Raw genomic sequence first — 18372 nt, forward strand, 5'->3', positions numbered from 1 at the left:
ATCACACGGCGATACCGCGTGGGGTCATTGAAGCCGGGGGCTTCAATGACGGTGCCCACCCTACAAAAAAAACGGCAGCCGAAGCTGCCGTTTCTTTCAACTTTCTTCCAGACTGCGGTCACACCACCGTCTCGGTCTTGCCAGCCGCGGTAGTCCCGCCCTTGCCCTCGGCCACACGCCGCTCCCAGTAGTCGGCGCCCTTGATGCCCAGCGCCACCGGGTCGAACTGCGGGTCCTTGCCGGCCGCCTTTTGCGCTTCATAGTCGCGCAGGCACTTGAAGGCGATCTTGTGCAGCAGGACGATCGCGACCAGGTTCAGCCAGGCCATCAGGCCCACGCCGATGTCGCCCAGCGCCCAGGCCAGTTCGGCCGTCTTGACCGTGCCGTACACGGTAGCGGCGATGATGGCCAGCTTCAGCAGGAAGGTCAGCCATGGGCGGCGCGCCGCGCGGTCGATGTAGGAGATGTTGGTCTCGGCGATGTAGTAGTAGGCGACGATGGTGGTGAAGGCGAAGAACAGCAGGGCGACTGCGACGAAGATCGCGCCGAAGCCCGGCATCACGTTTTCCAGCGCCGTCTGCACGTAGCCCGGGCCGCCGGCCACGCCCTGCACGCCGGTGAACAGCGCCTTGCCGTCCGGCCCTTCGACGTTGTACTGGCCGGTGATGAGCAGCATGAAGGCCGTTGCCGAGCACACGAACAGGGTGTCGATGTAGACCGAGAAGCCCTGCACCAGTCCCTGCTTGGCCGGGTGGCTCACTTCGGCCGCCGACGAGGCGTGCGGGCCGGTGCCCTGCCCCGCTTCGTTCGAATACACGCCGCGCTTGACGCCCCACTGGATCGCGAGGCCGAGGATGGCGCCGAAACCGGCGTCCATGCCGAAGGCGGAGCGGAAGATCAGCGAGATCACGCCCGGCAGCTGCTCGAGGTTCAGCAGGATGATGACGAATGCGACCAGGATGTAGCCGAGCGCCATGAAGGGCACCACGAATTCGGCGAAGGTGGCGATGCGCTTGACGCCGCCGAAGATGATGAAGCCGAGTGCGATCGCCAGGCCGGCGGCGGTGACGTTGCGGTCGATGCCCATCGCCGTTTCCAGGCCTTCGGCGATCGAATTGGCCTGCACGCCCGGCAGCAGCAGGCCGGTGGCGAGGATGGTGGCCAGCGCGAAGGTGACGGCATACCACTTCATGCCCAGGCCCTTCTCGATGTAGAAGGCCGGGCCGCCGCGGTACTGCTTGTTGATCTGTTCCTTGTAGACCTGGCCGAGCGTCGATTCGACGAAGGCCGAGCTGGCGCCGAGGAAGGCCACCGCCCACATCCAGAACACGGCGCCCGGACCGCCGAAGGTGATCGCCGTGGCGACGCCGGCGATGTTGCCGGTGCCGACGCGGCCGGCCAGGGTCATGGACAGCGCCTGGAACGAGGACACGCCCTGCTCCGAGCTCTTACCTTCGAACATCAGGCGGATCATTTCCTTCGCGTGGCGCACCTGCAGGAAGCGCGAGCGCAGCGAAAAATACAGGCCCACGCCCAGGCACAGGGCGATCAGGGCCGGACTCCAGATAATGCCGTTAATAGTGGTGACTAACTCGTTCATCTACATCTTCCCCATGCAATGCGGCGGCGACAGGATGTCTGCCTTTCTGGTTTTGAACTTTCGCCGATGAACATGACTCGGCGGGCAAAACAAGAAGATACCCGAAGCCGTAACTGATGACTAACATTTATTGCATGGGGGTGTGTATTTGCCAAGCCGCTAGCCGCGGCGTTGCAGTTCGCCGCTTGCAAACAACTCGATCTTGCGGGTAGGCCCCGACACGATCAGCAGGTCGTTCGGCTGGATGCGGGTATCCGGCAGGGCATGCTGGAAGTCTTCGTTGGCGCGCTTGACGCCGACGACCGTGACGCCGGACTGCGAGCGCACGTGCGACTCGGCCAGGGTCAGGTGGTGGGTGTGCGGCGGTGCGCAGATCTTGGCGATCGCGAAACCGTCCTCGAACTCGATGAAGTCCATCAGGCGCCCGGTGATCAGGTGGGCCACGCGCGCGCCCATGTCAGCTTCCGGATAGATCACGTGGTGGGCGCCGATGCGCTGGGCGATCTGGCCGTGCTCGGGCGTCATCGCCTTGACCCAGATGTCCTTGATGCCGAGCTCCGTCAGCACCATCAGCGTCATCAGGCTGGCGGCCAGGTCGGAGCCGATGCCGACGATCGCGTGCGAGAAGTCGGCCACGCCCAGTTGGAGCATGACGTTCTCGTTGGTCGAATCGGCCTGCACCGCGTGGGTCAGGCGGTCGGCCCAGACTTGCACCAGCTCTTCCTTGTGATCGATCCCCATGACGTCGTGCCCGAGCCGCACCAGCGACTGCGCGACGGCGCCGCCGAAGCGCCCGAGGCCGATGACGACGACGCTGTCGCTGCTGGAGAAGGCGAACTGCTCCGTGAAAATTCTACCCAACAATTGGATGCTCCTCTGGATAACGGTAAGGCATGCGGCGCTCGCCGAGTACGAGCGAGGCGGCAATCGTGATGGTGCCTACCCTGCCGAAAAACATCAACAGTGCCAGTACCATTTGTGCCGACGGCGGCAGCAGGTGCGTGATGCCGGTGGACAGGCCGGTGGTGCCGAAGGCCGAAATGGCCTCGAAGATGATCTGCCCGATCGGGAAATCGGTAACCCGCAGCAGGACGATGGTGCCGAGCGCGACCACCACGCTGCCGAGCACCAGCACCGTGATCGCCTGGCGCTGGGCAGCGGCGCCGACGCGGCGTCCGAATGCTTCGGTATCGGCATGGCCGCGCGCCTCGGCCAGTACCAGCAGGAGCAGCACCATGAAGGTGCCGACCTTGACCCCGCCCGCGGTGCCGGCGCTGCCGCCGCCGATGAACATCAGGAAGTAGTGCAAGGCCCAGCTTTCCTGGGTCAGCGCGCCGATGTCGAGCGTGTTGAAACCGGCGGTGCGCGCCGCCACCGACACGAACAGGCTGTTCAACAGCTTGCCGGCGAGGCTGAACGGTCCGATCGTGCGCGGGTTGCTCCATTCGAGGAGCAGCGTGACCACGAAGCCGCCGGCGAGCAGCAACAGGGTGCCGGTCAGCGTCAGCTTGGTGTGCAGCGACCAGTGGCGCGGATCGCGCCAGCGGTGGCGCAGGTCGTGCAGCACCGGAAAGCCGATGCCGCCGATGACGATCGCCAGCATGATCGGCCCCAGCACCAGGGCGTCGGCCGCATAGCGCACCAGGCCATCCGCATGGATCGAAAAACCGGCGTTATTGAAGGCCGAGACCCCGTGGAACAGTCCCGACCAGAACGCCTCGCCCCATGCGAGGTCGTAAGCGAAGCGCAGGCGCAGGATCAGCAGCGCGGAGATCACGAACTGCACCACCACCGTCACGAACAGCACCACCCTTGCCACGCTGGCGACGTCGCCCAGCGCCAGGGTGCGCGACTCGGTCTGGGTCATGATCCTGGTGCGCAGGCGCGGCGAGCGGTTCACCATCAGGCCGAGCAGCGTGGCGCCCGTCATCATGCCGAAGCCGCCGACCTGGAACAGCAGCATGATGATCCACTGGCCGAAGCCCGACCAGTAGGTGCCGGTATCGACCACGGCCAGCCCGACCACGCAGACCGCCGACACGGCGGTGAACGCGGCCACGTTCCAGGGCGCGCCGCCCTCGCCTGCGTGCGCGATCGGCAGCATCAGCAGCAGCGTGCCGATCAGGATGGCGCCGAGGAAGGCCAGCGTCACCGCACGCGCGGGGTGCAGGATCGCCTTCATGGGCGAGCGGCGCTGCGGCTTCATGTCGTCAGCTTCACGTCTTAGGCTTCCTGCTCCAGGTCCATCGTATCGGTATCCGGGTCGGATTCGAGCGGCGCGCCCATGGTCTTGAGCCAGGCGAAACCGATCACGCCGGCGACCAGGGAGGCCAGCAGGATCGCCATTTTCGATGCATTCACGATGTCGGGCTGGCCGGCGAAGGCGAGGTTGGTGATGAAGATCGACATGGTAAACCCGATCCCCCCCAGCATGCCGGCACCGAGCACGTGGCGCCATGCGAGGTCGAGCGGCAGGCGGCACAGGCCGACGCTCACCGCGATAAAGCTGAACAGGAGGATGCCGACCGGCTTGCCGGCCGCCAGCCCGAGCAGGATGCCGAGGCTGTTGCTCGACAGGAGCTCCGCGGCCCAGCCGGCGCCGATGACGATGCCGGTATTGGCCAGCGCGAAGATCGGCAGGATCAAAAAGGCGACCGGCTTGTGCAGGGCGTCTTCCAGGCGGTGCGAAGGCGATGCGACGTCGTCCTGGGTGGCCGAATAGGGAATCGCAAAGGCCAGCAGCACGCCGGCAATCGTCGCGTGCACGCCGGATTTGAGCATCAGGAACCACATCAGCGCGCCGCCCACGAGGTAAGGCAGCAGGGCCATCACGCGCAGCATCCGCTTCATCAGGAACAGCGCGGCGAACACGCCCAGCGCGGCGGCGAGGTAGGCCAGCGAAAACTGCGCCGTGTAGAAGACGGCGATGACGACGATCGCGGCCAGGTCGTCGATCACGGCCAGCGCGGTCAGGAAGATCTTCAGCGAGGCCGGCACCCGGCTGCCGAGCAGGGCCAGCACGCCCAGCGCAAAGGCGATGTCGGTCGCCATCGGGATGCCGACGCCGGCCTGGGTCGGCGTGCCGCCGTTGAGCAGGAAGTGGATCAGGGCCGGCACCATGACGCCGCCGGCCGCCGCCACGATCGGCAGGATGGCGTGGCGCAGGTCGGACAGTTCACCGTTGTAGAGCTCGCGCTTGAGTTCGAGGCCGATCAGGAGGAAGAACACGGCCATCAGGGCGTCGTTGACCCAGAGCTCCACGCTCAGCCCGGCCAGCGGCAGGTGCCAGAAATGCAGGTAGCCCTCGCCCAACGCCGAGTTGGCAATGAGGAGCGAGGCCAGGGTGCACAGGATCAGGACGATGCCGCCGGCCTTGCCCGACTCCGAGAACTTCTTGAACGTGGCGGAGAGTTTTTTTTCTATGCGCATGCTGCGTCTCCCAAATGTACGGCATGCAGGGAGGACAGGCAGGCCGGCGTGCAGCCGGTGCGAAGGGAATGTGGTGGCAGTGGTATCAAGATCGGGCGTCCATCGGCGTCAAAAAGCAGCGTGGCGGCCCGACCAGCGCTAATCCTGTCGTACCCGAACGGTACGATCACCCTTGCCGAATTATAACGTAGCCCGTCGGCACACCGCGCCGGATAGGCGGGCAAGTGTAACGGAGGGCGTAGGGTGTGCGGCTATACCCGAACAGTGGCGATCACGCTGCGGAGACGCCGCCCACGCGTTCAACCAGCCCATGCTTAATCGCGCAGTATTTCTCGCGTGCATTGAACGCGTGGGCGGCGTCACAGTCGCGGGCTGATCACTCCCTCGGGTATAGCCGCACACCCTACGTTCCTCTGCTAAACGTATGTGGTGATCAGGCCTTAGCCCGCTTTCGCCATTGGAAAACGCACCGTCGCCGCCAGGCCGCCGAGGCGCTCCGACTTGTCCAGATGAAGCTGCGCGCCGTGGCGCTCGGCGATCGCCTTGATGATCGCCAGCCCGAGCCCGCTGCCGGCGGCGTCGCTGCCTGGCACGCGATAAAAGCGGTCGAACACGCGCTCGCGTTCCTCGGGCGGGATGCCGGGCCCGCTGTCCTCGACGCTGACGACGGCCGCGTCCTTCTCCTGGCGTACCGCGATGTCGACCGTGCCGCCCGAGGGCGTGTACTTCACCCCGTTCTCGACCAGGTTGCGCAGCAGGATGTGCAGGGCGTCGGGCTGGCCCTCGATGGCGACCGGGTCGGCATGCTGCAGGCCGAGGTCGACTTCCTTGGCGCCGGCCAGGCCGACCAGGTCGCCGACAGTGCGGCGCGCCAGCTCGGCCAGGTCCACCGGCCGGGTCGCGGCGCCGTTGGCGGCCGAGGCTTCCTGGCGCGCCAGCACCAGCAGCTGCTCGACCAGGCGGGTCGCGCGGTCGATGCCGGCGGTCAGGCGGCCGACCGCCACCTTGCGCGCGTCAGGATCGGCGGCGCGGTCCAGGCTTTGCGCCTGCAGGCGCAGCGCGGCGAGCGGCGTGCGCAGCTCGTGGGCGGCGTCGGCGACGAAATTCTGCTGGGCGTCGAAGGCCGTGCGCACGCGCCCGAACAGCAGGTTCAGTTCATGCACCAGCGGGCGCACTTCGTCGGGCAGGCCGGATTCGGACACCGGCGAGAGGTCGTCGGCCTGGCGCGATGCGACCTGCGAGCGCACGCGCGCCACCGGTTCCAGCGAGCCGCTGACCACCCACCAGACGACGAGCATCAGGATCGGCATCATGACCGCGATCGGCCCGAGCGTGCGCAGCGCCAGGTTGCTGGCCATGTTGCGGCGCACGGCCAGGTCCTGCGCGACCTGCACGGTCTGGCCGCTGGTCTGGATCGAGAACACGCGGTAGGTGGTGCCGTTGGCCCTGACGTTGGAGAAGCCGAGCACGGCGCGCTGCGGCAGGCGCGCGCGCGAAACGGAATGGAAAACCTGGACGCCGTCCGGGGACCACATCTGCACCACCAGGTCGTCGTTGCTCGGGCCGGTATCGACGCGCTCGCGCGCCTCGGTGTTCGACAGCGGCGTGCCCGAGCGCAGCGACAGCGCCATCTGCTGCATGTGGTAGTCGAAGATCTGGTCGGCGTCGTCGAGCGCCGTGTTGTACGCGATCGAGGCTTGCGCCAGCGCCGCCAGCGTGATGGCTGCGAGCAGGAACCAGAGCAGGCGCCCGCGCAGCGAGTGGGTCATCTTCATGCCTTCGGCACCATGTAGCCGACGCCGCGCACGTTCTGGATCAGGTCACTGCCGAGCTTCTTGCGCAGGCCGTGGATGTACACCTCGACCGCATTGCTGCTCACTTCGTCGCGCCAGCTGTAGAGCTTTTCTTCGAGCTGGGCGCGCGACAGCACGGCGCCGGGACGGGCGACCAGGGCTTCGAGCACGGCCCATTCGCGCGCCGACAGCGAGACGGGCGCGCCATCGACCAGGGTTTCGCGGGTGGCGGGGTTGATGGAGATGTTCTTGTATTCGAAGACGGGTTCGGCGCGCCCGGCGGCACGCCGCAGCAGCGCGCGGATGCGGGCCAGCAGTTCGTCGAGGTCGTAGGGTTTCAGGACGTAGTCGTCGGCGCCGGCGTCGAGCCCGGCGATGCGCTGGGCCACCGAATCGCGCGCGGTGGCCACCAGCACCGGGGTGCGGTCCTTGCGGGTGCGCATGGCGCGCAGGACGTCGAGGCCGTCCCTCCTCGGCAGGCCGAGGTCGAGCAGCACCAGGTCGTAGTTCTGGTTCTGCACCAGGGCGGTGTCGGCCATCTCGCCGTCCTTCACCCAATCGACGGCGTAGTGCTCGGCCCGCAGGAGGTCGAGCACCACTTCGCCGATCATCGTATCGTCTTCCACCAGCAGCAGCCGCATGTTGTCCTCTCTAGGCGTTACCCGGCTGCGCTGGCTTCTTAGCCGATCCGCACCGGAATGAAGATTCTGTCACTCCCGCGCTGGATCAGCAAGGCTACCGACTTGGAGGACTTGTTGACCATGTCGCGCACCTGCTCGACGCTGGAGACCGGCTTGCCGTTCACCGACAGCAGCACGTCGCCCGGCTGGATGCCGGCGGCAATCGCCGCGCCGGCCGCATCCTCGACCACGAGGCCGGACGGCAGGCCGCTCTGGCGGCGTTCGACCGGTTCGAGCGGGCGCAGGGCCAGGCCCAGCTTGGCGCCGTTGTCGGACGCAGCCAGTTCCGCGCGCTCGGCGCGTTCCGGCTTGTCGCTGGCGTTGCCGAGGGTCGCGTTGAGGCGCACGATCTTCCCTTCGCGCCAGACGTCGAGCGCGACCTTGTCGCCCGGCTTCGCCACTGCCAGCATGCCCGGCAAATCGCCCGAGCCGATGATGGGCTGGCCGTTCACCTTGCGCACCACGTCGCCCGACTTCAGGCCGGCGCGTTCGGCGGCGCTGCCGCGTTCGACGTTGGCAACCAGGGCGCCTTCCGGCGAATCGAGGTTGAACGAATCGGCGAAGCCCTGGTTCACGTCCTGGATGGTCACGCCGAGTTTCGCGTGCTGCACCTTGCCGGTAGCGATGATCTGATCCTTGATGCGCGCCGCAACGTCGATCGGGATCGCGAACGACAGGCCCTGGTAGCCGCCGGTCATACTGTAGATCTGCGAGTTGATGCCGACCACTTCGCCGCGCGTATTGAACAGCGGGCCGCCCGAGTTGCCGGGGTTGACGGCGACGTCCGTCTGGATGAAGGGCACGTTGCTGTCGTTCTGCAGACTGCGGCCGGTAGCGCTGACGACGCCAGCGGTGACGGTCGACTCCAGGCCGAAGGGGGAGCCGATGGCCAGCACCCATTCGCCGGCCTGCAGCGAGCGCGCGTTCCCGAGCGGGACGGTCGGCAGGTTCCTGGCGTCGATCTTCAGCACGGCGACGTCGGTCGCGGTGTCGGAACCGAGCACCTTGGCGCGGAACTCGCGCCGGTCGGCCAGCTTGACCGTGACTTCGCTGGCGCCGCGCACCACGTGCGCGTTGGTAAGGATGACGCCGTCCGGGCTTACGATGAAGCCCGATCCGGCGCCGGAAATGGGAGCCTCCCGCTGCGGACCGCGGGGGTCCTGGAACTGGCGGAAGAACTCGTAAAGCGGATGGCGCGGGTCCACCTGGGGAACATTGGCCGCGCTGGTCTTGATGCTGCCGCTGACGCGGATGTTGACCACCGCCTTGCCGTTCTGCTTGGCGATGCGGGTGAAGTCCGGCAGGGTGACGGTGCTGGCGGGGGCGCCGGCGGCCGCTGGAGGAGCGGTGACCGGCGCAGGCGCAGGCGCCGCGGCAACGGCCTGCGCTGCCTGGGCAGTGGCGTTGTTATGGTTGACTGTAATCGCACCGACCGCGCCGCCGATAACGCCCGCGGCGCAGAGCGCCAGCGTGAGACGTTTTGCGGTGATGGCGGTGACTGCACCTTCGTTTTGCATGGACGTGCTCCTGGTTTAAAGGGTTGGTCGATACCGACGTTTCAATGCGGAGTATCGATGTAAGTAGTGTCGCCGATCTGTCTTAGATGGTGCTTAAAACTCATCCTTAAGGGCTGCTTAACGCCGTCGTTGCGTAGGGTGGACGGGTTCCCCGTCCACGCGTTCAACGGACCCGTGACCTGTCGCAGCGGATCACATGCCGGTTGGACGCGTGGACGGCGGAGCCGTCCACCCTACGGACAAATTTGTCCGGGCTGCGCGCCCCGCCCAGGCGTAAAAAAGGGCACCCTGACTGCGGGCACCCTCTTTCGTTACTGCCTGTGGATCGTTACGCAGCCTGGCGCTGTTCGATTTGCTGGACGTTGTCGACCGTGCCGTTCGCATCGCCAATGGCGATCTTGCGTGGCTTCAGCGCTTCAGGCACTTCGCGCACCAGGTCGATGGTCAGCATGCCGTTGTCGAAGGACGCGGTGGTGACCTTCACGTGGTTCGCCAGCTGGAAGCGCTGTTCGAAGTCGCGGGCGGCGATGCCGCGGTGCAGGTAGGTACGCTCGGTGGCGTCTTTCTGCTTGCGGCCGGTCACGTGCAGGGTGTCGCGCTCGGAGACGATTTCCACTTCATCGCGGGAAAAGCCTGCGAGGGCCATCACGATGCGGTATTTGTCTTCGGCGAGCAGCTCGACGTTGTACGGCGGATAGCTCGGCTGCGACTCGGCGCGTTGCTCGAGCAGGCTGGCCAGGCGGTCGAAACCGATGGCGGAACGATACAGGGGAGTCAGATCGAAAGTACGCATGATAAATATCCTTTTAAGGTTAAGCGATAAGTTGACGGACCTCATCGTGAGCATCCGTTGGGACCAATCTAATGCCACCCCAAGCCGTTTTCAAGGGATACGAAATACGGATTTTTAGCTAGTTTTGCAAATTTTATTTGCATCGATGTTTCCGAACTTTTCCATACTTTTACGCAACTACCTGCGTGCTACACTCGACCGGTTTGGTCGCCTCGATCGTTACTTACACTGCCTACAAGATGAGCCTTCACGCCCCGTTCTCCGTCGCCGCGAAATCGGCCTCCGCCCTCGTCCTCGCGCTTGCCCTGGCCTTCCCGGCGCAGGCCGCCGTGCCCGCCCCGGTCGACCAGCCCTACCCCGGCACCATCGTGCTGAAGGTCGATGCGACCAACCTCTCGCAGCAGATTTTCCGCATGCGCATGACGGTGCCGGTCAAGCCTGGCCCGATGACCTTCCTGTACCCGCAGTGGCTGCCGGCGAACCACGGCCCGAGCGGTCCGCTGACGCAACTGGCCGGCCTGAAATTCACGGCCAACGGCAAGCCGGTGGCATGGACGCGCGACCCGGTCGAGGTCTTCGCCTTCCACGTGACCGTGCCCGAAGGCGTGACGACCCTGGAAGCCGAATACCAGTTCCTGTCGCCGCTCGATGCGAGCCAGGGCCGCATTGTCATGACCGACGACATCCTCGGCCTGCAATGGCCGTCGGTGACGCTCTACCCGGCCGGCTACGTGGCGCGCCGCATCACGGTGCAGCCTTCGCTGACGCTGCCCGCCGGCTGGCAGTACGGCACCGCGCTGGAGACCGCCGAGCGCAAGGCCGACGAGGTCCAGTTCAAGCCGCACGACCTGGAAACCCTGATCGACTCGCCGCTCTTCGCGGGCCGGCATTTCAAGCAGTTCGACCTCGATCCGGGCGCCAAGGTGCGCGTCTCGCTGAACGTCGTGGCGGACAATCCGGAGAGCCTGGAAGCCAAGCCCGAGCAGATCGCCGCGCACCGCGCGATGGTCGACCAGGCCTTAAAACTCTTCGGTTCGCACCACTACCGGCACTACGACTTCCTGCTCGCGCTGTCGGACGAATTCGGCGGCATCGGCCGCGAGCACCACCAGTCGAGCGAGAACGGCGTCAAGCCGGGCTACTTCACCGACTGGGCGCGCTCGGAGGCGGGACGCGACCTGCTGCCGCACGAGTACACCCACTCGTGGAACGGCAAGTTCCGCCGCCCGGCCGGACAGAACGTCCCGAACTTCAACACCCCGCTGCAAAACAGCCTGCTGTGGGTCTATGAGGGCCAGACCCAGTACTGGGGCAGCATCCTCGGCGCCCGTTCCGGCCTGGTTTCGCAGGCGAGCGCGCGCGACGCGCTGGCCAGCACCGCGGCCCGCTACGACAACACCGGCGGGCGCGCCTGGCGCGCGGTGCAGGACACCGTGAACGACCCGATCATCCAGGCCCGCCGGGCGCTCGCCTGGGGCAACTGGCAGCGCAGCGAGGACTACTACTCGGAAGGCGCCCTGATCTGGCTCGACGTCGACACCAAGATCCGCGAACTGTCCGGCGACAAGCGCTCGCTCGACAACTTCGCGCGAGCCTTCTATGGCATCGACAACGGCAGCATGCTGCCCGCCTTCTACACCTTCGAGGACGTGGTCGCCGCGCTCGACAAGGTGCAGAAATTCGACTGGGCGCCCTTCCTGCGCACGCGCCTGGAAGGCAACGGCCCCGGCGCCCCACTCGACGGCATCAAACGCGCCGGCTGGAAGCTGGTCTACACCGACACCCCGACCGACTACGTCAAGGCGGCCGAGGAGCGCAGCAAGTCGGTCGACCTGAGCTATTCGCTGGGCTTCTCGGCGGGCGCCGACGGTGCGGTGCGCGGCCTGATCTGGGACGGTGTCGCTTTCCGCGCCGGCCTGGCCGGCAACACGACCATCGTCGCGGTGAACAACAAGGTGTACAAGCCGGAGGTGCTGAAGGCAGCCGTCAAGGCGACGAAGAACGGCAAGGCGCCGATCGAGCTGCTGGTCAAGAAGGGCAACAACCTGCGCACGATCTCGCTCGACTACCAGGGCGGCCTGCGCTATCCGCGCCTGGAGCGGATTCCGGGGACGCCGGATCGGCTGGAGGCGATTTACAAGGCGCTGAAATAGAAGCTCCGATAAACCTACTACGCGTCGGAGTATTGGCCTGCGATGCTCGCTGTACCACCGTACAGCTGCGCTTCTCGGCCAACACTCCTTCCGCTCGCTACGGTTTCTCGAAGCTTCTTATTTCGGGTATGCTGAAGCCATGACTACCGATACCGACATTGAACTGTCCGGCCCGTTCAAGGCCAGCGACAGCACCGGCCGTTCCCACGACGTCAAGGCGATCCGCATTTTCGACGAGGGCTACGGGATCATCGACGTGTACGTGGACTTCGCCGCGCCCATCGACGCCGGCCTCTACAAGGACAGCGTGCTGGTGAAGCAGATCATCGACCGCCTGCGCGCGCTCGGGTACAAGGGGCCGGATTTCGGCCACAGCGACCCGGGCCTGCAGGAGCGCAAGCTGATCGTGCTCGAGGCGCCGGAAGAGTTCGCGGCCTTTGCCAAGAGCCGTGGGTGGAAGAACCTGGCTGAAGAGTTCGACGAGTAATTTGTAGGGTGGTCGGCTCCACCCTGACGTGGGCGTTCTCGATGCTCATGCGCCGCCCACGCGTTCAACTCACGCATGCACCGACGCGAGATCTCATGGGCCGGTTGAACGCGTGGACGGCATCATAGCCGCGGGATCCTTCACGCAAGGGTGTAGCCGTCCACCCTACGTGTCTACGCGTCGATATACCGCGCACTCCACGCCGCGATCATCGCGGCCACCTGCGCCGCATCTTCCCTGCTTGTGACCAGATGATCGACCCCGTCGAGCGACACGAAGCTCTTCGGAAACCGCGCCATCTCGAATATCCGCAGCGCATTCTCCATCTCGACGGTATCGTCGCCCGGCGCATGCATCACCATCAGCGCGCGGTCCAGCTGCGCAATCCGTTCGGCCAATTGATGCTGCGTCGCATCCTCGACAAACTGCTGTCGAATATTGAAGTTGCGCCCCGCCAGCTTCACCCGCGCCTCGCCAAGCTGGGCGATGGTGTCGAGGTGCTCGTGCAGCAGGGCATTGACCACGTAATGCGGGTCGCTCGGCGAGGCGATCGTCACCACCGCCTTCGATTCGGGAATCCGGTGCGCCGCCGCCAGCACGGCCGTGCCGCCCATGCTGTGCCCGACCAGCAGGCGCGGCGCCGCGAACTTCTCGCGGAGAAACGCCGCGGCCGCCACCAGGTCTTCCACGTTCGACGAGAAATTGGTATCGCCAAACTCCCCCGCGCTCGCGCCCAGGCCCGCGAAATCGAAGCGCAGCATGCCGACGCCATGCGCCGCCAGCCCCTGCGAAATGCGGTTCGCCGCCAGCACGTCCTTGCTGCAGGTGAAGCAGTGGGCGAAGACGCCGTAGGCGCGCGGCAGGCCGTCTGGCAGGTCGAGCTTGCCCGAGAGTTTCCCGTGCGGCCCCTGGAACTCGACGCGTTCGGTCAGCATGACTATCCCCTGTTTTCAAGAAGGCGCTACTCTGCACCGGATCGGGCATGCGTGCAAGGAAACGCCGCGCGCCGCCAGGTGCTACCTATGTCTCTCGACAGTGTTACCTATGTCTCTAGACAGGTGCTACTCATGTCTCTCGACAGAGTTACCCATGTCCCTAGCCAGGTGTTACCTATGTCCCTAGCCAAGGTGTTACCCATGTCCCTAGCCAAGGCGTTACCTATGTCCCTAGCCAAGGTATCGCCACTGTCCCCAAACAGGGGCAGTCACGTGCTTGCCAGCGGTGCTTGAACGCGTGGGCAGAATCTGCCCACCCTACGTTCGACGCGGCGTCACCCAAACAAGCCATGCAAGAACCAGCGCGGATTCGCATCCTCCCCCGCCCCCACGATGCGCTCGCGATACACCCAGTACAGCGTGTGATCCTGTCCCTCGGCAATGAAATAATCGCGCGTCTGCGTCTCGCTCCACCAGCCCGCTTCGATGCGCTCCGGCGCCGACGCCATTTTTAGGGGCGAGCCGTAGAAGGGACGGTGGTTGCGCATCAGCAGGGCGATCGGCTTGGCCAGGATCCAGGTCGGGCGCGGCAGGCTTTGCACGTCGGGCGGCATCTGCGCCGAGCGCACGGCTTCGCGTACGGTTTGCTGCACCGGCACCCAGGTATTGGCGACCTCGGGCCGGTAGTCGGCCTGCGGCAGGGCTTGCAGCACATTGTCCGGGCCGAGGCGGGCCACCAGCAGCTCGAGCATGCGCACCCGGTCTTCCTCGGTGCCGCCGGGCTCGGGAAACAGCGATTCGCTCGGCGGCGCCATCGGCTGCAATTGCGCCGCATCCAGGGCGAGGCCGATCACCGGGGCTTCGAGCACGAGTTTTGCGAGGCGCTCGCGCAGCAGGCGCACCAGGTGTTCGTCGCGCCAGGTCGGTTCGCCCAGCGCGATCTCGACCGGGGTAGGAGGCCGCGCTACCCTGCCCCGCTCGTGTTCGAGCAGGAGCGTGATACGCTCGACCGCGAGCTGGCGGGCGCACAGCCAGCCGGTCAGCTGCTGCACGAGGCGTTCGGCACCCATCAGGCATTCCTCGGCGTTTTCCAGACGGTCGAAGAGTTCGATCTTCGCGTGGAAGGTCGTGGGCGCCTCGATCCATTCGAAGAGTTCGGGCGCCATGCCGTAGGCGGCGTCGAGCAGGTCGAGCAGCGGGCGGCCGCAGCGGCGTTGCAGGCCCGGCCGCGGCAGGCGCCGCAGCGCGCCCAGGTCGGCGCAGCCGATGCCCTCGAACCAGGCGGCAAAGGCGCGCGCCGGCGGCGGCAATGTAGCCGGCAGACGGTCGAGGCGGCGCGTGAGCGAAGCGATGGTGAGCACGCGCCCGGCGCGGCGCCGCGCCAGCAGCCAGGTGCCGCGCGCGGTCGGCGCGCAGCTGAGGAAGCCGGAGAAGCCGAGCGCGCGCAGGCTGGCGCGCACGCGCCGGCACAGCGCGCGGATGCCGCCGAACAGGCGCAGGCTGGCGCCGATGTCGATCAGCAGCGTGGACTCTTCGGCTTGCGCGACCTGCGGCGTGTACTGCAGCAGCGCCATCGCCACTGCATGCAGGGCCTCGGCTTCGCGCTCCGGCGAACGCTCGACGATGCGCGCCTCGGGCATCAGCATCAACACCCCGCCGCGGCGCATACCGGGCTGGATGCCGGCCGCGCGCGCGGCCGGGGACGCGGCCAGCACGCGCTCGTGCTCGAGTACGACGCAGCCCGCGTCAGTTGACCAGTTCGGGCTGAAGACCTCGAGCGGTAACTGGGGCAGGTACAGGCCGATCCACAGGCGCATGGCGTTGAAGTAAAGGAGGAGTGAGAGGCAGGAACAGCGGCGCATCGCGCTGCGGTCCCCGGCGTTTGACGAAGCCGATGTCGAGCCCGCCCGGCGCCGGACGCAGCGACAGGCGCAGCGGCGCCGGCGAGGCATCCTGGGCGCTGGCGAGCGGGCGCATCATGAAGAACAGGGTTTCGCCGCATTGCGCCGCCAGGTGCAGGCGGCGCAGGCTCTCGCCGCGTGCATGGTTGGCCCAGAACAGCAGCTGTAGATAATGAATAAAAACTTCACTGGCTGAATAAAATCTTCATCAATCGAATAAAGTTTCCATTTCCTCCCCACCTGAGTATTCATACGCGGGCGTCATTGAGACTACAGGAATGGCAAAGCAGTTGAACATGGGAAGCAGTATTTCCACGGGGCTTGCAAGCGTCTAGCAAACTTGTGGCGATTCACTCCTGCGTGAGGCCGACACAGCGATGTATCGCGCCAAGGCCACCGGGCGCAACCGCGTCGCGTTTTTCGAAATATCCATGCAGGATGAAGTCGAGGAACGCCTGTCCATTGAACGGGACCTCGCGCTAGCCATCGCCGCGGGTCAGCTGGAAATGTTCATGCAGCCCCAAGTCAATGCCGACGGCAAGACCGTTGGCGTGAACTGCGTGACCTTCAAGCAGATCACGGTGTTCAGCCGGTTTTCGTCCTCCTTGCAATTCGCACCCGACTTCAAGGAACTCAGGATGACGCATAAAGACGTGGGCGAGGTCGCACAGATCGATACCGCAACTCTGCAAGTTAAGGGCGTGTTCGATACCTGCATGATCACCCATCATCGGCTTCGCCAAGGCAGTGTCGGGCACGCTCGCCTATATCACAATCGTTGGCGAGAATGCGGTCAAGGTCTATACGCTTGACGCCGTATCAAAAAAGTTGCCATTGTCCCGGTTGCCGCACTACCGCACGGCATCTGAGCTTCGGGTGGCAGCATTCGCATGTACATCAGCCCGGAAAACAGCGACGCGGTGAATATGATTGATACCGCATGTAATGAGGAGTAGGATTGGAAAGGTCGGGCGTTCGCCGAAGCAATAGTTTAAAAAATCCAAAGGAGACAACGATGTCGCACATACTGGAAAATGCCGACCGGCCGAACCCCATCACCGACCCAAACCGTCGCCGTCTGCTGGCAGGTGGCACTGCTGCCATGGCAGCAGCAGGGTTAGCCGGATTTACCAGATCTGCAATGGCACAGGCGGTGGCAGATACTGCTATTGCAGCAAAACCGTTACCAGCGTATGTCAACTGGAAAAACCCGGAATCGATGATCGTGCATACCGCCAGCACGCTGGAGACGAAGCGCAGCGCGTTCGGTACAAGTATCATAACTCCGGCCAGCCAGCTCTACATCCGCAATAACCTGCCGGCGCCCGATGCATCGGTTGTCGCCGACCGCGACGGCTGGCAAGTAGCGATCGAGGGCGTAAAGAATCCCCGCACATTGAGTGTGAAGGATTTGAAATCGATGGGCCTGGAGACAATGGCGATGGTACTGCAATGCTCAGGCAATGGCCGTGGCCTGTTCCCGAACAAGCCGAGCGGCACTCCCTGGCAGGTTGGCGCTGCGGGCTGCGTGGTTTGGAGCGGTGTGCCGGTGCGCGTCCTGACGGAAGCGCTCGGCGGAATTATCGACGGCATGCAGTATATGACTGGTACTGGTGGAGAGAAATTGCCGGAGGGTTTGGACCCGAAAAGCGTGATTGTTGAGCGGTCGGTACCCGCGAAGGCCATGGCTGACGCCATGCTGGCCTGGGAAATGAATGGCGAGCCGATTCCCCTCGCGCATGGTGGGCCGCTGCGTTTAATCGTGCCCGGCTACACCGGTGTCAACAACATCAAGTACATCAAGAGGCTGGCGTTTACGGCAGCCCAAACTGATGCTGCCATCCAGAAGACCGGCTACCGCATCTCACCACCGGGACAGAAGGGCGACCCGAGCCATCCTTCGGTATGGGAGATGTCACCGAAATCATGGATCAACTCGCCGGCGCCCGAAACTGGTGCGGTATCGGCCGGAAGGGCACAGATCAAGGGCGTGGCGTTTGGTGGACTGAATGCGGTGAAGTCAGTCGAGGTATCAGTCGACGGTGGCAAGACGTGGAAGACGGCGCGCCTGGTAGGGCCGGATCTGGGCCGCTATGCATGGCGCCAGTTCGTTTTGCCGGTGAAGCTTGAGCCCGGTACCTACACCATCGCCTGCGTCGTGACTGATTCACGGGGCAATCGCCAGCCAGAGGGCCGTGTGGAAAACACCGGTGGCTACAACAATAACAGCTGGCGCGATCACGCGCTGACCATTACCGTCGTTTAAGGGATATCCATGTATTCGTCGATTACACGCATGGCCACGTCCGCCGCAATTGCAGCAGCACTTGTCGGCTCGCCAGCTTTCGCGCAGGACAAATTAGAGGCTGGCAGAACGCTGTTCAACAAGACGGCCGTGCCAGCGTGCGCGGTGTGCCATGCACTAAAGAATGCTGGCGCGGAGGGTGCCATCGGGCCTAGTTTGGATGAACTGAAGCCTGACGCAACAAGGGTGGAAAAGGCGGTTCGCAACGGTATCGGCCAAATGCCTGCGTTTAAGAATTTGACCGACGAGCAGATCAAGTTGCTCGGACAGTACGTGGCTACCGTTACCGCGGCAGGGAAGTAACGCGGGTTCCGTGACCATTGGGCGGACTCGAAATTGCGTAGTTTTACGCATACTTATTCTTTGATTCTTCACCTGATTTCTGACATAAAACATTTTTGTGATTAAGCTTTGCCATAGGCGTCCAACGGGTTTTGAGTCTTACGACTGACCTGCGACGGCCAATAGGGCTTCAAGAGGAGTCAGCGGGCTCACAAAACGTAGATGACGATCGTTACCGCCAATTGCTTTTGGCGTCGACTGACGGTGCCGAAGTAGGGCCCCTCCTAATCTAGACCGTCCAGCTTGAGTAGGCTCCGCGACATCCATTTCGCCTGACGCAGAAGCAGATGAACGGACCCCTAATCGCCGGGCAGGAATGAATTGCAGTGTCGCTGTGCTTTGGACATCGGCCTCGCTAACCGCTAGCACGGCCCTACCTGCACATCTCCTTGTTCCAACCAGATGAGCAAAGAGTCAGGCGCCCTAAACGCTGCGTT

Annotated in this window: 15 protein-coding genes and 1 pseudogene; 5 read left to right on the forward strand and 11 right to left on the reverse strand. The window is 64.7% G+C overall.

Annotated elements, in window-relative coordinates; translation table 11 throughout:
• Positions 1-118: 118 nt before the first annotated feature.
• The 8 genes from ACWCIA_RS02570 to ACWCIA_RS02605 all read right to left on the reverse strand — a co-directional run bounded on the left by ACWCIA_RS02570 (position 119) and on the right by ACWCIA_RS02605 (position 9812).
• Positions 119-1600 carry an alanine/glycine:cation symporter family protein gene (locus ACWCIA_RS02570; RefSeq protein ID WP_454160696.1) on the reverse strand — a complete coding sequence of 494 codons (1482 nt, stop codon included), beginning with the start codon at positions 1598-1600 and terminating at the stop codon, positions 119-121.
• 159 nt (positions 1601-1759) lie between these two features.
• Positions 1760-2464, reverse strand: coding sequence for a potassium channel family protein (locus ACWCIA_RS02575; RefSeq protein ID WP_454160698.1), 705 nt, complete (start codon positions 2462-2464; stop codon positions 1760-1762).
• Entirely contained in the window at positions 2454-3806 is a 1353-nt protein-coding gene (locus ACWCIA_RS02580; RefSeq protein ID WP_454160699.1) for a TrkH family potassium uptake protein, read from the reverse strand. Before ACWCIA_RS02580 ends, ACWCIA_RS02575 begins: the two co-directional genes overlap by 11 nt.
• A 17-nt stretch (positions 3807-3823) precedes the next feature.
• On the reverse strand, positions 3824-5029 hold the full coding sequence (gene nhaA, locus ACWCIA_RS02585; RefSeq protein ID WP_454160701.1) for a Na+/H+ antiporter NhaA: 1206 nt from the start codon (positions 5027-5029) through the stop codon (positions 3824-3826).
• A gap of 440 nt (positions 5030-5469) precedes the next feature.
• Positions 5470-6804 carry an ATP-binding protein gene (locus ACWCIA_RS02590; protein ID WP_454160702.1) on the reverse strand — a complete coding sequence of 445 codons (1335 nt, stop codon included), beginning with the start codon at positions 6802-6804 and terminating at the stop codon, positions 5470-5472.
• Positions 6801-7463, reverse strand: a complete 663-nt coding sequence (locus ACWCIA_RS02595) for a response regulator (protein ID WP_454160704.1) — start codon at positions 7461-7463, stop codon at positions 6801-6803. Before ACWCIA_RS02595 ends, ACWCIA_RS02590 begins: the two co-directional genes overlap by 4 nt.
• A 38-nt stretch (positions 7464-7501) precedes the next feature.
• Complete coding sequence (locus ACWCIA_RS02600) at positions 7502-9019, reverse strand: Do family serine endopeptidase (RefSeq protein ID WP_454160706.1); 1518 nt, start codon at positions 9017-9019, stop codon at positions 7502-7504.
• A gap of 328 nt (positions 9020-9347) precedes the next feature.
• Positions 9348-9812, reverse strand: coding sequence for an Hsp20 family protein (locus ACWCIA_RS02605; RefSeq protein WP_454160708.1), 465 nt, complete (start codon positions 9810-9812; stop codon positions 9348-9350).
• 239 nt (positions 9813-10051) lie between these two features.
• On the opposite strand from ACWCIA_RS02605, the gene ACWCIA_RS02610 reads away from it, so the two are divergent.
• A complete protein-coding gene (locus ACWCIA_RS02610; protein ID WP_454160709.1) occupies positions 10052-11965 on the forward strand; it encodes a M61 family metallopeptidase in 1914 nt (637 codons plus the stop codon).
• Between the two features lie 139 nt (positions 11966-12104).
• Positions 12105-12452 carry a hypothetical protein gene (locus ACWCIA_RS02615; protein ID WP_454160711.1) on the forward strand — a complete coding sequence of 116 codons (348 nt, stop codon included), beginning with the start codon at positions 12105-12107 and terminating at the stop codon, positions 12450-12452.
• Between the two features lie 173 nt (positions 12453-12625).
• Here the strand turns inward: ACWCIA_RS02615 and ACWCIA_RS02620 are convergent, their stop codons facing one another.
• From ACWCIA_RS02620 to ACWCIA_RS02630, 3 genes and pseudogenes are all read right to left on the reverse strand, one after another.
• Positions 12626-13387: an alpha/beta hydrolase family protein gene (locus tag ACWCIA_RS02620; protein WP_454160712.1), complete on the reverse strand. Its 762-nt coding sequence runs from the start codon at positions 13385-13387 to the stop codon at positions 12626-12628.
• A gap of 335 nt (positions 13388-13722) precedes the next feature.
• Positions 13723-15204, reverse strand: a complete 1482-nt coding sequence (locus tag ACWCIA_RS02625; protein ID WP_454160714.1) for a Y-family DNA polymerase — start codon at positions 15202-15204, stop codon at positions 13723-13725.
• Positions 15134-15451: pseudogene (locus ACWCIA_RS02630) on the reverse strand (translesion DNA synthesis-associated protein ImuA); the annotation flags it as partial. The gene ACWCIA_RS02625 and the pseudogene ACWCIA_RS02630, both read right to left, overlap by 71 nt.
• A 214-nt stretch (positions 15452-15665) precedes the next feature.
• Here ACWCIA_RS02630 and ACWCIA_RS02635 point away from each other — a divergent pair.
• From ACWCIA_RS02635 to sorU, 3 genes are all read left to right on the forward strand, one after another.
• Positions 15666-16100 (forward strand): hypothetical protein, encoded by a 435-nt coding sequence (locus tag ACWCIA_RS02635; protein WP_454160715.1) that lies wholly within the window; start codon positions 15666-15668, stop codon positions 16098-16100.
• A gap of 203 nt (positions 16101-16303) precedes the next feature.
• Positions 16304-17554 (forward strand): SorT family sulfite dehydrogenase catalytic subunit, encoded by a 1251-nt coding sequence (gene sorT / locus ACWCIA_RS02640; protein ID WP_454160717.1) that lies wholly within the window; start codon positions 16304-16306, stop codon positions 17552-17554.
• A 9-nt stretch (positions 17555-17563) separates the two neighbouring features.
• The gene (gene sorU, locus ACWCIA_RS02645) at positions 17564-17896 is read left to right on the forward strand and encodes a SorU family sulfite dehydrogenase c-type cytochrome subunit (protein WP_259213790.1); all 333 of its coding nucleotides are present in this window, start codon (positions 17564-17566) and stop codon (positions 17894-17896) included.
• Positions 17897-18372 lie beyond the last annotated feature (476 nt).

Source organism: Massilia sp. SYSU DXS3249 (genome assembly GCF_053668055.1).

Excerpts from the sequence above, each read along its gene's own strand:
- ACWCIA_RS02570 (WP_454160696.1), bottom strand. The coding sequence starts at position 1,600 with ATGAACGAGTTAGTCACCACTATTAACGGCATTATCTGGAGTCCGGCC.
- ACWCIA_RS02580 (WP_454160699.1), bottom strand. The coding sequence starts at position 3,806 with ATGAAGCCGCAGCGCCGCTCGCCCATGAAGGCGATCCTGCACCCCGCG.
- nhaA (WP_454160701.1), bottom strand. The coding sequence starts at position 5,029 with ATGCGCATAGAAAAAAAACTCTCCGCCACGTTCAAGAAGTTCTCGGAG.
- ACWCIA_RS02590 (WP_454160702.1), bottom strand. The coding sequence starts at position 6,804 with ATGAAGATGACCCACTCGCTGCGCGGGCGCCTGCTCTGGTTCCTGCTC.
- ACWCIA_RS02595 (WP_454160704.1), bottom strand. The coding sequence starts at position 7,463 with ATGCGGCTGCTGCTGGTGGAAGACGATACGATGATCGGCGAAGTGGTG.
- ACWCIA_RS02600 (WP_454160706.1), bottom strand. The coding sequence starts at position 9,019 with ATGCAAAACGAAGGTGCAGTCACCGCCATCACCGCAAAACGTCTCACG.
- ACWCIA_RS02605 (WP_454160708.1), bottom strand. The coding sequence starts at position 9,812 with ATGCGTACTTTCGATCTGACTCCCCTGTATCGTTCCGCCATCGGTTTC.
- ACWCIA_RS02610 (WP_454160709.1), top strand. The coding sequence starts at position 10,052 with ATGAGCCTTCACGCCCCGTTCTCCGTCGCCGCGAAATCGGCCTCCGCC.
- ACWCIA_RS02615 (WP_454160711.1), top strand. The coding sequence starts at position 12,105 with ATGACTACCGATACCGACATTGAACTGTCCGGCCCGTTCAAGGCCAGC.
- ACWCIA_RS02620 (WP_454160712.1), bottom strand. The coding sequence starts at position 13,387 with ATGCTGACCGAACGCGTCGAGTTCCAGGGGCCGCACGGGAAACTCTCG.
- ACWCIA_RS02625 (WP_454160714.1), bottom strand. The coding sequence starts at position 15,204 with ATGCGCCTGTGGATCGGCCTGTACCTGCCCCAGTTACCGCTCGAGGTC.
- ACWCIA_RS02635 (WP_454160715.1), top strand. The coding sequence starts at position 15,666 with ATGTATCGCGCCAAGGCCACCGGGCGCAACCGCGTCGCGTTTTTCGAA.
- sorT (WP_454160717.1), top strand. The coding sequence starts at position 16,304 with ATGTCGCACATACTGGAAAATGCCGACCGGCCGAACCCCATCACCGAC.
- sorU (WP_259213790.1), top strand. The coding sequence starts at position 17,564 with ATGTATTCGTCGATTACACGCATGGCCACGTCCGCCGCAATTGCAGCA.